The organism is Pseudoalteromonas shioyasakiensis, assembly GCF_001550135.1.
Lineage (GTDB): Bacteria > Pseudomonadota > Gammaproteobacteria > Enterobacterales > Alteromonadaceae > Pseudoalteromonas > Pseudoalteromonas shioyasakiensis.
This window is the reverse complement of sequence record NZ_LRUE01000016.1, coordinates 1-12850: the sequence shown is the minus strand read 5'-3', so window position 1 is coordinate 12850 and position 12850 is coordinate 1. Positions and strand designations below refer to the sequence as shown.

General features: G+C 42.3%; 12 protein-coding genes. 3 read left to right on the top strand and 9 right to left on the bottom strand.

The window, feature by feature from the left end:
• Nucleotides 1-17: 17 nt before the first annotated feature.
• Genes recG through asnC form a run of 3 tightly spaced genes read right to left on the bottom strand, consistent with a single transcriptional unit; the run spans nt 18 to nt 3358 of the window.
• Nucleotides 18-2099 carry an ATP-dependent DNA helicase RecG gene (gene recG / locus PASHI_RS12915; protein ID WP_062565952.1) on the bottom strand — a complete coding sequence of 694 codons (2082 nt, stop codon included), beginning with the start codon at nt 2097-2099 and terminating at the stop codon, nt 18-20.
• Nucleotides 2100-2138: 39 nt separating this feature from the next.
• A complete protein-coding gene (trmH, locus tag PASHI_RS12910; protein ID WP_062565951.1) occupies nt 2139-2855 on the bottom strand; it encodes a tRNA (guanosine(18)-2'-O)-methyltransferase TrmH in 717 nt (238 codons plus the stop codon).
• 44 nt (nt 2856-2899) lie between these two features.
• Nucleotides 2900-3358, bottom strand: a complete 459-nt coding sequence (gene asnC, locus PASHI_RS12905; RefSeq protein WP_054554220.1) for a transcriptional regulator AsnC — start codon at nt 3356-3358, stop codon at nt 2900-2902.
• A 197-nt stretch (nt 3359-3555) separates the two neighbouring features.
• Between asnC and asnA the strand changes: the two genes are divergently transcribed.
• A complete protein-coding gene (asnA, locus tag PASHI_RS12900; protein ID WP_054563419.1) occupies nt 3556-4551 on the top strand; it encodes an aspartate--ammonia ligase in 996 nt (331 codons plus the stop codon).
• Between the two features lie 44 nt (nt 4552-4595).
• Here the strand turns inward: asnA and PASHI_RS12895 are convergent, their stop codons facing one another.
• The 6 genes from PASHI_RS12895 to PASHI_RS12870 form a co-directional block, all read right to left on the bottom strand.
• Complete coding sequence (locus tag PASHI_RS12895; RefSeq protein WP_058583784.1) at nt 4596-6200, bottom strand: DUF342 domain-containing protein; 1605 nt, start codon at nt 6198-6200, stop codon at nt 4596-4598.
• A gap of 153 nt (nt 6201-6353) precedes the next feature.
• On the bottom strand, nt 6354-6746 hold the full coding sequence (locus tag PASHI_RS12890; protein ID WP_054554223.1) for a RidA family protein: 393 nt from the start codon (nt 6744-6746) through the stop codon (nt 6354-6356).
• An 11-nt stretch (nt 6747-6757) separates the two neighbouring features.
• Nucleotides 6758-8863 (bottom strand): bifunctional GTP diphosphokinase/guanosine-3',5'-bis pyrophosphate 3'-pyrophosphohydrolase, encoded by a 2106-nt coding sequence (spoT, locus tag PASHI_RS12885; RefSeq protein WP_054563422.1) that lies wholly within the window; start codon nt 8861-8863, stop codon nt 6758-6760.
• A gap of 130 nt (nt 8864-8993) precedes the next feature.
• A complete protein-coding gene (gene rpoZ / locus PASHI_RS12880; protein ID WP_054554225.1) occupies nt 8994-9269 on the bottom strand; it encodes a DNA-directed RNA polymerase subunit omega in 276 nt (91 codons plus the stop codon).
• Between the two features lie 102 nt (nt 9270-9371).
• Entirely contained in the window at nt 9372-9992 is a 621-nt protein-coding gene (gmk, locus tag PASHI_RS12875; RefSeq protein ID WP_054563423.1) for a guanylate kinase, read from the bottom strand.
• Nucleotides 9993-10161: 169 nt separating this feature from the next.
• Complete coding sequence (locus tag PASHI_RS12870; RefSeq protein ID WP_054563424.1) at nt 10162-11022, bottom strand: YicC/YloC family endoribonuclease; 861 nt, start codon at nt 11020-11022, stop codon at nt 10162-10164.
• 181 nt (nt 11023-11203) lie between these two features.
• On the opposite strand from PASHI_RS12870, the gene rph reads away from it, so the two are divergent.
• Both rph and pyrE read left to right on the top strand, forming a co-directional pair.
• On the top strand, nt 11204-11917 hold the full coding sequence (gene rph, locus PASHI_RS12865; RefSeq protein ID WP_054554228.1) for a ribonuclease PH: 714 nt from the start codon (nt 11204-11206) through the stop codon (nt 11915-11917).
• Nucleotides 11918-11939: 22 nt separating this feature from the next.
• Nucleotides 11940-12584: an orotate phosphoribosyltransferase gene (pyrE, locus tag PASHI_RS12860; RefSeq protein WP_054554229.1), complete on the top strand. Its 645-nt coding sequence runs from the start codon at nt 11940-11942 to the stop codon at nt 12582-12584.
• Nucleotides 12585-12850: the final 266 nt, after the last annotated feature.

Below are 12850 nucleotides of genomic sequence, written 5' to 3'. Positions count from 1 at the left end.
CCTAGTTAGACTTGCGATTAAGCTTGTGCGTAGTTTGATTTGCCAGCAAGCCAACGTTGAATCAATTTATCGGTAAGCTCTGGATAGTCGTTCAAAATTTTGAAGGCAATGGGTCTTACATGATCGAGTGTTTGTTTATCGCGGTTTAAGTCGGCAATTTTAAATTCGGCTAGGCCTGTTTGTTTGGTACCAAGTACTTCACCTGGGCCACGGATTTCGAGATCTCGCTCAGCAATAACAAAGCCATCATTACTTTCACGCAGCACACCTAAGCGTTTTTGCGCTGTAGCTGATAATGGCGCGTGATAGAGTAAAACACAGTGTGATGCCGTAGCCCCACGACCAACACGGCCGCGCAGCTGGTGGAGTTGTGCAAGCCCTAACCGTTCAGGGTTTTCAATAATGATAAGGCTGGCATTAGGCACATCAACACCTACTTCTATCACCGTTGTGGCAACGAGTACATGAATATTGCCCGCTTTAAACTCACTCATAATGGCTTGCTTTTCGGCGGCTTTCATCCGGCCATGCACTAAGCCAACGTTTAGCTCTGGCAGTGCTGCTTTTAATTGCTCTGCGCTATCTTCCGCGGCTTGGCATTGCAGTACTTCAGATTCATCAATCAGAGTGCAAACCCAATACACTTGACGACCTTGCTCTGTACACGCTGTTCTCACACGTTGAATTATTTCGTCTCGGCGTGCATCTGGAATAGCCACCGTTGTAATAGGCGTTCTACCGGGTGGTAACTCATCAATCACTGAGGTTTCTAAGTCAGCGTAGGCTGTCATTGCTAGCGTTCGCGGGATAGGTGTTGCTGTCATCACTAATTGGTGCGGGTAACAGTCACCAAAGCGGCCTTTTTCGCGCAGTGATAAGCGCTGATGAACACCAAAGCGGTGTTGCTCATCAATAATAATTAATACGAGATTGTTAAACTCAACCTGCTCTTGGAATAACGCATGGGTGCCAACAATCATTTGTGCTTCCCCAGAGGCGATTTTTTCTAAAGTTGCTGCACGCTCTTTACCTTTACTTTTGCCACCTAACCAAGCGACTTCAACACCGAGTTGATTAAACCATTGGCTAAAGTTGATGCCATGTTGCTCTGATAAAATCTCTGTTGGTGCCATTAGCGCTACTTGATAGCCTTCGCTTATCGCGGTGAGCGCACTGAGTGCTGCAACTAAGGTTTTACCGGAGCCTACATCGCCTTGCACTAGACGCATCATCGGAAATGGGTGTTGTAAGTCACCTTTGATTTCTGCCACCACACGACTTTGCGCGTTAGTTGGGCTAAAGGCTAAATTAGCTAAAAACTGCTGCTCAAGTTGATTATGAGGCTTTAATGATACTGCTTTTACCGTTTGCCCTTTTTGACGTAGCTTTAAAAGACTTAAGTTTTGCGCAAGCAGCTCTTCAAACACTAGCCGTTGCTGGGCAGGGTGCATACCTTGTTCAAGGGCAGTTAAATCAACATCGTTTTGTGGGCGATGTAAGGTCATAAGTGCATCGGCTAAACACATTCCGGTCGGTTGAAACTGCTCTGGCAGTAACTCTTCGACAGGGTACTTAGTTAATAGTGCAAGAGCTTGATCGCTAAGTGCACGAATAGATAACTGTTTCAGCCCTTCGGTAACAGGATAAACCGGCGTAAGCGTGGTGTTCGTTGGTTGCTCAGAAGGGGTATCCGATAAGCTGTATTCCGGATGTGTCATTTCAAAGCCAACACGACCACGGCGGATCTCACCAAAGCAGCGAATGATTTTACCTGTACTTAAGGCATTTTTTTGAGCTGCGCTAAAGTTAAAAAACCTCAGCGTTAAACGGCCCGTGCCATCATTTACTTGGCAAACCAGCATGCGTCTTTTACCAAAGGTAATCTGGCTGGTTTCAATGGTGGCTTCAACACTAACATGGCTATGCGGTTGGAGTTCGCAAATTGGGTGAATGCGGGTCCGGTCTTCATAGCGATGAGGTAAATGAAACAGCATGTCTTGCACCGTATGAATATTTAGCTTAGCAAGGCGCTCGGCCATTTTCGGGCCGACGCCTTTTAATTCTGTAATTGGGTATAACGCTAAGCTAGGATGACTCAAAGGTGACTCAAATTATTAATTAGTAGACTGTTTTTCAGTTTACTTGCTCTCGTTAGTGGCTTCAAGCGGTTGCGTGTGTTTTAAAATGTTCCAGAACGTTTCATCAGCAACAATTTCACCACTTTCATCAAGCTCAGGGTACGGTAGCTCTTTTTCACGGCATTGTTCAGCAATGATAGGGTGGCAGCCTTCAAATAAGATACGGTGCTTTATTTTCGCATCAAGCATATCGCGGTTGTAAAGTCCGGCTTCTTCACGTTGGCGTTGTGCTTCAAATAGAATAAGTGCAGCAGCAACAGATACATTAAGAGATTGCACCATTCCTTGCATAGGGATAATGATGTTTTTATCTGCATGGGCAAGGGCACGCGGCGAAATACCATCACGTTCTTGGCCAACAATAACAGCCGTCGGTTTGGTGTAATCAATTTCACGAAAGTCGACTGCATCGTCGCTGAGATGAGTTGCTAAAATTTGTACTTCAGGATTTTGCGCACGCATCATGGCAACCGCTTCATCGATATTACGATGCAAGTGAGTTTCTAGCCAGTTTTTACTACCACCTGAGGTATTGTTAGTTAACCATTTTTGATTCTCTGGCCATACTGCATGTACGTGATGGCAGCCAGTCGCGTCAGCTGTGCGGGCAATGGCCGATAAATTATGATGCTTATGTACTTCTTCTAAACAAACCGTTAGGTCCGTTTGGCGGCGGTCTAACACGCGCTTAACACGCTCAAAGCGAGTTGTATCCATAGTTGTGTGCTCGTTGACGGATTCTAATTGGCGCTGATTATACCCTAGGGAACAACAGCACGGCTAATTGGGTTTTGTAATGAGATCAGCGTTTCTGTTGATTGAATAGCTTCGATGGCTTGTATTTTGTTAATTAACACATCTTGTAGATGATCAATTGAGCGCGCCATCACTTTGATAAATATACTGTAATTACCTGTGGTGTAATAGGCTTCGACAACTTCTTCTAGTTCTTTTAAATGCAGTAAAGTTTGTGGGTAATCACGGGCATTGTTGAGGTTAATACCAATAAAACAGCAAACATCGTAACCAAGCTGTTTGGCATCAATACTGACTTGGGTGCCTGTAATAATTCCCGCTTGTTTCATCTTTTCGACCCGTACATGAATAGTCCCGGCACTGACTGCAAAGCGTTTAGCGAGTTCTGCATAGGCTGTTCGCGCATTTTCCATTAAAGCATTAAGGATGTTTTTATCGAGATTATCGATTTGATAATTTTCCATGGTATTTATTAGTGTTAATTATTGAATCAATAAATTTTATAGCATTATTTTTATGAAAATTTCAATGTTAAGTTCTTTTTATTGTGGGTTATTGAAAATTATCTTTGTTTAGTTGAGGATTGTTTTAACAGGAGGGGCCAAGCAGCGGGTTTCTCTAATTAAGCAAGTAACAATAACTGGGAATGAGGCCAATTATTATGAGTTCACACTACCTGCAGCAACAGCAGCAAATTAGTAAAGTAAAACAGTTTTTTTCAAGCCAATTAGAACAACAATTAGGGTTAGTTGAAGTACAAGCACCAATCTTGGCAAAAGTAGGCGATGGTATTCAAGATAACTTAAGCGGTACTGAAAATGCTGTATCGGTAGCAGTGAAAACAATTCCGGGTAGCCAATTTGAAGTAGTCCACTCATTAGCTAAGTGGAAACGCAAAACCTTGGCTGATTACGATTTTTCGGTAGGTGAAGGACTTTATACGCACATGAAGGCGCTTCGTCCTGATGAAGAATCTTTAAGCCCAATTCACTCGGTGTATGTTGACCAATGGGACTGGGAAAAAGTAATTTGCGAGAGTACAGAGCGTACTTTAGACAAGCTAAAAGAAACCGTGACATCACTTTATCAGGCGATTAAAGCAACCGAACGCTTTGTCGCAAGCGAGTTTGATTTAACGCCGTTTTTGCCCGAGCAAATCACCTTTGTACACAGTGAACAGCTACGTCAGATGTATCCAGACTTTACTGCGAAACAACGTGAAAAAGCGGTAGCACAAGAGTACGGTGCGGTATTTTTAATTGGTATAGGCGGCACACTTGCAGATGGCAAAATTCATGACGTACGAGCACCGGATTATGACGATTGGTCAACACAAACCTGTAGTAAATTTGCAGGCTTAAACGGTGATATTTTAGTTTGGAACCCTGTGCTTGAAGATGCATTTGAAATCTCTTCAATGGGCATTCGTGTAAGCCCTGATGCATTAGCTACTCAATTAGCGATTACAGGCGACCAAGCTCGGTTAGAGTTTGATTGGCATAAACAGCTACTGGCGAAGAAGTTTCCGCAAACAATTGGTGGTGGTATTGGTCAATCACGACTCGCTATGTTGTTGTTACAAAAACAGCATATCGGGCAAGTACAAGTTGGTGTTTGGCCTGAACAGCTAAAACAGCAAGTGGAAGGAATTCTTTAAAGAGTAATGACCCTGGTAAAAAGAGGCTTTAAGCCTCTTTTTTATTAACTGGTCTTAAACTCTACCTCAACCTTGTTTTCTTCAAGTTTTACCTTACATGGTGGGTATTGGCGGTTAGTGAGTAGAACTTTTTCGAAAATATGAATTTCGACGCCAGAATGCAGTTTTTTATTAACGACTAATTGCGCATCTTCCAGTAAATCATGCAGGTGATGCTCTAAGCTTGATAGCTTTTTCTCAAGCATTTCAGCTTGCTCGCAATAGTGCATTTGTGTGGCACCAATTTTTGCGAGTAACTGTTTTTTCTTTTCGGCGTCTTTTACTTGATCTGCTTTTTCGATAGCTTCTTGCAAAGTATCAAGTTGTGAATCTGTTTGTGCTAAATCTTTTAAACACTGATCTGTTTGTGCGGTGACATCAGCACCCGAAGCTGCTAAGTGAATAACCATTTTAGCGCCAGATTCATTGCCAATTTCGCCGGCAATTAACATTTGTGCGTCTAGGATCTCTCCGCCGAATAGCTTACCTTGCGGATTATCTTCTTGGCCTATCTGCAACAGCTTAGTAGCTTTCATTGTGCAATGGCTGGCTTGGCGTTCAATGAGGATATTATTGGCTTCAAGGTAGCAGTATTGACCATGTGATAAGTGAATGTCACCTTGGCTGATAATATTACATGACAGCTTTTTATCTTCGAGCTGGTGACCAATTACACCTTGTTTTATAGTGATATCGCCAGCCGCTGATAAATGACCAGATTCCACTGTGCCCATCACTGTGATATCGCCTTTGGCGTTAATACGCATGCCCGGTTCAACGTTGTGAGTAACAATGACGCTACCTTCAAAGTCTACGTGACCACTTTTTACGTTTACATCGGCAATAGTAAAGATATCATCGACACGCATACCGTTGGCAATATCCACTGGTACACCAGCGATCACAGAAATTAGCTCGAGCGGGTTGTTTTTTGATATTTCGGTGCCTTCACCTGCGACTAGCTTGGTGTTTTCCCCCGGTTTTGCAGGAAGTACATCACCAGTAACAGTAAATCCTTCTTTGCCAGGAGTAGCAGGAATTTGTTTTATAAGTAATACACCAGGTTCGACACTTGCGAGCTTGCCAAAGTCACGCATATCGGCTGTGCCGTCTTCACGTAGCTTAGGTGTTTTTAAGCGGTCTTTTAAGGTCTCAACCTGTGGTACAAACTTAGACGGTTGGCCATCAATCGGTAAACGGCCTTTTGCGAGCACTCCTTTAGCAACTTCACCTGCAGGTAGCTCAAACTGTTGTTGTAATAACTTTTCTAAGAAAGCTTGCTTATAACCGCGGGCAACACCTGCTTTGATAAGCTCTTTTTTAGCATCGTCAAGCGTCATGACTTTGCCACCTTCAGCTAAAGTCAGCTCGCCTGTAGCCAGCATTTTGTCATCACTCAGGGTAACAACTAGGCTCGCATCATGTTTAGAGGCAACAACAAGCATGCGCTCATTTGAATCGCTTTTGAAGAAATTATTGATAGCTTCATGATCCACTCTGCATTCGCAAAATGGTGACTTTTCTAATGCTTCGATAATAAACGCAGCACTAGGAGGCGAGTTTTCATGAACATCTAATAAAACGTTGCCGTTGTGAGCGAGCTTAAACACCTGGAGATCCTTTTTTACTACATTAGCTAAAGGTTTTACTTGTTATAACAACAGAGTGCTAGAGATTTGCTAATGAGTCAAGAATTTCGGGTGAGGGAAGTAAGAACTTTTTCTAAAAAAGTGCCAGCAACTTTGCGTTGCTGGCAGGGCTGATTAGTTTGTTGAAGGTAGCTCCATGATACCGTCAATCTCAACTTGCACGCCTTTTGGTAGCGCACGTACGCCAATTGCGGCACGTGCAGGGTATGGTTGCTTAAAGTACTGGCTCATCACTTCGTTAACAATCGCAAAGTTAGATAGGTCAGTTAAAAAGATATTCACTTTTACCATGTCTTGAATTTGACCACCCGCAGCTTGGCAAACAGCTGTTAGGTTTTTGAATACTTGGTGAGTTTGCTCAGTAAAGTCTTCAGAGATCACTTCCATTGTTTCTGGCACAAGTGGAATTTGACCTGATAAATAAACAGCCGTGCCTACTTTAACTGCTTGGCTGTAAGTACCGATTGCTGCTGGTGCATTATCAGTAGAAATAAAAGATTTGTTCATGATTATCCTTGTTACTTTTTACGATAGACTCTTTGCACATCAGGCATAACGCGAATGCGGCGCATAATGTTAGCAACATGAACGCGGTTTTTAACCGTGATGCCTAAATCTATCATGTATAAATTACTTTCTTTTTCGTCAGTCGCTATTTCAACAATGTTGGCTTGGGTTGAGGCAACAACATTGGTTAATTTAGCCAGCGCACCTTGGTGATTGATAATCTCAATACGAAGGGCTGCAATATATTCTTTCTCTGGGTTATCGTCCCATTTTACAACTAAGTATTTTGAGCGCTCTTTTTCCCAACCACGAATGTTTTTACATTCTTGGCGGTGAACTGTAAGGCCTTTACCTTGGCTTATATAAGCAGTAATAGCATCGCCAGGTACAGGTCGGCAGCATTTAGAGTAATTAACTAACATGCCTTCAGTACCTATGATGGTTGCTTTTGCTTTTTGTGCAAGGTCATCTAGGTCGTCAGCATCAACTTGCATCAAGCGTTTTGCAATAAGCACACTCATAAGATTACCTGAGCCTATTTCGACTAATAGCTCAAGTACGGTATTTAGTTCATGCTCTTGAAGTACACGGCGAATGTTTTCATCTGGAATATCATCCAGTTTGGTTTCACCAAGTGCTGAGTCTAGTAAACGTCGACCGAGCAGCATGGCTTCTTCATGCTGTTGGCTCTTCAGGTAATTGCGGATACCTAAACGTGCTTTACCTGTTACAACAAAATTTAGCCAAGTTGCATTAGGGTGCGCCCCTGAGCTGGTGATGACTTCGACCGTTTGCCCTGTATCAAGTGCTTTACTTAGTGGGTGAGGTTTACGGTTAACGCGTGCACCTACACAGGTATTACCTACATCAGTGTGAACTGCATAAGCAAAGTCGACTGCTGTCGCACCCATAGGTAGTTCAACGATACGACCATCTGGCGTGAAAACATAGATCTCTTCAGGGAATAGCTCTGTTTTAACGTTTTCAACAAACTCAAATGATGAGCCCGCACTTTGCTGAAGCTCCAGTAAGCTTTGCATCCATTGGCGAGCACGCTGCTGTGCTGTGTGGCCTGCGCTATCACCGGCTTTTTTATACATCCAGTGAGCAGCCACCCCTTTATCTGCCATATGATCCATGTCGTGGGTACGAATTTGAATCTCAACAGGAATACCATGAGGGCCAACTAATGAGGTATGAAGTGATTGATAACCATTGGTTTTTGGTACAGCAATGTAATCTTTAAAACGGGTTTCGATTGGTTTGTAAAGGTTATGAGCAACACCTAATACGCGGTAACAGGTATCCATATTATCAACATTGATACGGAACGCGTAGATATCCATCACTTCGTTAAACGACAGCTCTTTATTGAGCATTTTTTTGTAAATGCTATAAAGGTGTTTTTCGCGGCCTGATATAGTTGCTTCGATGCCAGACTCTTCTAAACGCGCTTCAATTTCAGTCTTAATATTACTGATAACTTCTTTACGGTTACCACGTGCTTTGACTACTTCTGATCTTAATGCGCGATGGCGCATCGGGTATAACGCTTGAAAGCCTAAATCTTCTAATTCATTTTTAATATCATGAATACCAAGGCGGTTCGCAATTGGCGCATAAATCTCTAGGGTTTCACGGGCAATACGACGGCGTTTGTCAGGGCGCAGTGCGCCTAAAGTACGCATGTTGTGAGTACGGTCAGCCAGTTTGATTAAGATCACGCGAATATCTTGAGTCATCGCCATGATCATTTTGCGGTAGTTTTCTGCTTGGAATTCTTTTTTATCTTTAAAGCTGAGTTTATCTAGCTTACTCACCCCTTCAACAAGCTCGGCAACCGTGTCGCCAAAAATTTCAGCTAAGTCTTGTTGGCTAAAGTCAGTGTCTTCAATCACGTCATGCATCAGGGCAGCCATCAGCGTTTCGTGGTCTAAGTGCATGCCGGCAAGTATTTGTGTCACTTCGACAGGGTGGGTGATATAAGGCTCGCCACTTGAGCGTGTTTGGCCTTCGTGGGCTTCGCGAGCGACCACGTATGCTTTTTGTACCAGCTCAATATCAGCAGGTGGTAAGTATTCGGATATTTTCTTTTTGAGGCCTTCGAATAGATACAAAGTCACACTCCAATGCGCAAATGAAGTAAATCGGTAACGGTATGAATAGAATATACGATGAAAAGAAGGGCTTGCCAACGGCTAGTGTAGAAATACTAGCCGTATAGCTAAATCAAAGCGGGGAGCTTGATTACTGGTTGCCACCTACGATAGCAGCCACAGCAGCCATTTCTGCTGCTTCTTGATGTTGTTGTTCTTCACGATCAATTAAGTCCATAGAAGAGCTATCTACTAACCCTTTCTCAATTTCACGTAAAGCAATAACCGTTGGTTTGTCATTTTCAGCATCAACGAGTGGATCTTTACCACCAACCGCGATTTGGCGGGCACGACGAGCCGCAACTAAAATTAAGTCAAAACGATTACCAATTGCATCTACTGCATCTTCAACAGTTACGCGAGCCATCTCAGCACTCCAAATAAATTCTTAAGCAAAGGCGTAGTTTACTGTACCAAGTTAAATTCGCCAATAGCTTGTGGTTAATTTTTATCTTATTCTTAAAAAGTATTACTTAAGTAAGTTCTCTAATAACGCCTGATGGCGCACAGTTTGGCTTTTTAACGATAAACGTTTAGCCATAACGATAGTTTCGATTTCTGTAAGTGCAGTATCAAAGTCATCGTTAACAACAACATAATCATACTCATTATAGTGCGATGTTTCTGATTGTGCTTTTGCCATTCTTCCTGCGATTACCTCTGCAGAGTCTTGACCACGGTTATTTAAGCGTGATTCAAGTTCTTCTTTTGATGGTGGAAGAATAAAGATAGTCTCAACATCATCAACTAATTTGCGGATTTGCTGAGCACCTTGCCAATCGATATCTAAAAATACGTCAATACCTGCTGCAAGTTGGCTTTCGATTGCTTGCTTAGACGTACCATAGTAGTTATCAAACACTTGCGCCCATTCAAAAAAGTCATTTTTCTCAATTAGCGCTTTGAACTCATCCACAGAAACAAAGTGATAGTGCACACCGTTTTCTTCACCCGGACGAGGTGAGCGAGTGGTGTGCGAAACCGATACTTTCATATCGCTGTGTTTCTTTAGTAAAGCACCAATTAAGCTTGATTTACCAGCCCCTGATGGAGCTGACAAGATAAATAAATTTCCGCGAGTTTGCGCCATGATCTGTCTCTAATAAAAAATAAACAGGCTCGGACTATCGCTAATCCAAGCCTTTAATTGAACTATTGTACTTTATTTCGCTAAAAGTGCTCAAGTTTGCCTGCTTTTAGACTTTTTAAAACAAAAGACCCAGCAGGTGCTGGGTCTTATAAAAAACTGTAAAGCGTGCTTATTCAATATTCTGGATCTGTTCACGCATTTGCTCGATTAACACTTTCAGTTCTACAGCAGCGTTTGTGATATCACTGTTGATAGACTTTGATGCTAATGTGTTTGCTTCACGGTTAAACTCTTGCATCATAAAGTCTAGGCGTCGGCCACATGCGCCGCCTTTAGTTAAGATTTTTTTGGTTTCTTTAACATGCGACTTTAAGCGGTCAAGTTCTTCAGCAACATCTTGCTTTTGCGCAAGGTAAATAAGTTCTTGCTCAAGGCGAGACTCATCAATATCTGTTTTTAGTTCTTCTAGCTTTTGGTTTAGTTTTTCGCGCTGCCATTTAGCAATTTCTGGTAAGTGGCCTTCAACAATAGTTACTTGCTCTAAAATAGCATCAAGGCGAGTTGCTATCATTTCTTGTAAGTTTGCGCCTTCATCGCCGCGAGCTTGTTTAAAATCTTCAATTACTTGGTCAAACCCTGCAATTAGCGCAGTGTTTACACTATCCATATCGAGCTCTTCGGCTTCCATAACGCCAGGCCAACGTAAAATATCAACAGGGTTGATGTCACCATTGCTTTGGTTTTGCACCCATTGTGCGCTTTTGATTAATTGCTCAGCGAGTGATTCATTAATCGTTAACTCACCAACATGCGCTGGATTTGCAGCAAACTTTAAGAAAACTTCAACCTTACCGCGCTGTAAATGTTTACGTAAACGCTCACGAATAACTGGTTCCATGCCACGAAATTGCTCAGGTGCGCGGATAAAAGTTTCAAGGTAACGTTGGTTTACTGAACGAATTTCCCAAGTGCCAGTGCCCCATTCGCCTTTAATTTCGCGGCGCGCATAAGCTGTCATGCTGTGGATCATGGATGATTTCCTAGTGTTATTAAATTTACAAAGTTGACTGATTATACCGAATCAGCTTTTAACCTCTAGCGTAAATTTTCTGAAATGTGCTTTTCTGATGCAGTTAATTATGTAAATGAACATGGCATCTGGCACCACATCGACTTATAATGTGGCAAATTCAGAATTAAGGGGATCGTTAATGCGTCCAAGCGAAAGAACACCTAACCAAATTAGACCGGTTACATTCACACGTAATTACACTATGCATGCTGAAGGTTCAGTATTAGTAGAGTTTGGAAATACTAAAGTTTTGTGTACAGCAACTGTTGAAGCAGGTGTACCACGCTTTATGAAAGGCCAAGGTAAAGGTTGGGTTACGGCTGAATACGGTATGTTACCTCGTTCAACACATACTCGTAATGGTCGTGAAGCATCGCGCGGTAAGCAGGGCGGTCGTACAATGGAAATTCAACGCTTAATCGCACGTGCACTTCGTGCCGCGGTTGATTTAAAGGCGTTAGGTGAAAACACCATTACTATCGATTGTGATGTTATTCAAGCTGATGGCGGTACACGTACAGCATCAATCAGTGGCGCGTGCGTTGCATTAGTTGATGCGCTTACTTACATGCGTAGTAAAGGTATGATCAATTCAAACCCACTTAAGCATATGATTGCGGCAATTTCAGTTGGTGTATATAAAGGTCAACCAATTAGTGACCTTGAGTATCTAGAAGATTCTGAAGCCGAAACAGATATGAACGTGATCTTGACCGAAACTGGCAAAATCATCGAAATCCAAGGTACTGCTGAAGGCGAACCTTTCTCATTCGACGAACTTGATGAGCTACTTACATTAGCTAAGCACTCAATTCGTGAGATTATCGACGTTCAAAAGCAAGCATTAGCTTAATAAAGAAGTAGGTTTATTAGTTATGAAAGATTATCAAAAAGAGTTTATTGAATTCGCACTTGAAAAGCAGGTGCTTAAATTTGGTGAGTTTACTTTAAAGTCTGGTCGCACTAGCCCTTATTTCTTCAACGCTGGTTTATTCAATACCGGTCGTGACCTTGCACGCTTGGGTCGCTTTTACGCTGCAGCACTTGAAGATGCGGGCATTGATTACGATGTATTATTCGGCCCTGCTTATAAAGGTATTCCAATCGCAACGACTACAGCGGTTGCTTTAGCTGATCATCACGACAAAGATGTACCTTATTGTTTTAACCGTAAAGAGAAAAAAGCACACGGTGAAGGTGGTACATTAGTAGGTTCTGAACTTAAAGGTAAGATCATGTTAGTTGATGACGTGATCACTGCAGGCACAGCTATTCGTGAGTCTATGGAAATCATTGCAGATAATGGTGCAGACTTAAGTGGTGTTTTAATTGCACTTGACCGCCAAGAGAAAGGTAAAGCTGAGTTATCTGCTATTCAAGAAGTCGAGCGTGACTTTGGCACTAAAGTTATCTCTATTGTAAAACTAGCTGACTTAATTAGTTACCTAGAAGCCAAAGGTACAATGGATGAGCATTTAGCTGCAGTAAAAGCATACCGTGATCAATACGGCATTGCTTAACACCTAAAAACGCGAACAATTTAAAGGCCCAGCTATATTGCTGGGCCTTTTTGTTTTTAGAGTCTTGTACTTTTATGGCCTTAAATACGGTTAAAAAGTTACTGAAGCGTTAATAAAGTTTCTCTTTTGTGGTGTTTAGACTAAAAAGGACACAAAAGGCAGTTTTTTTAAAGTTTTCTCAAAAAAGTTCTTGCGTTAATTCGCTGCATCCCTATAATGCGCATCCACCGACACGGCGGACTGCTTACAAAAAAGCAAAACGACGA

Coding starts and splice junctions, on each gene's coding strand:
- trmH (WP_062565951.1), bottom strand. CDS start 2,855: ATGGATACAACTCGCTTTGAGCGTGTTAAGCGCGTGTTAGACCGCCGC.
- asnC (WP_054554220.1), bottom strand. CDS start 3,358: ATGGAAAATTATCAAATCGATAATCTCGATAAAAACATCCTTAATGCT.
- asnA (WP_054563419.1), top strand. CDS start 3,556: ATGAGTTCACACTACCTGCAGCAACAGCAGCAAATTAGTAAAGTAAAA.
- PASHI_RS12890 (WP_054554223.1), bottom strand. CDS start 6,746: ATGAACAAATCTTTTATTTCTACTGATAATGCACCAGCAGCAATCGGT.
- rpoZ (WP_054554225.1), bottom strand. CDS start 9,269: ATGGCTCGCGTAACTGTTGAAGATGCAGTAGATGCAATTGGTAATCGT.
- gmk (WP_054563423.1), bottom strand. CDS start 9,992: ATGGCGCAAACTCGCGGAAATTTATTTATCTTGTCAGCTCCATCAGGG.
- PASHI_RS12870 (WP_054563424.1), bottom strand. CDS start 11,022: ATGATCCACAGCATGACAGCTTATGCGCGCCGCGAAATTAAAGGCGAA.
- rph (WP_054554228.1), top strand. CDS start 11,204: ATGCGTCCAAGCGAAAGAACACCTAACCAAATTAGACCGGTTACATTC.
- pyrE (WP_054554229.1), top strand. CDS start 11,940: ATGAAAGATTATCAAAAAGAGTTTATTGAATTCGCACTTGAAAAGCAG.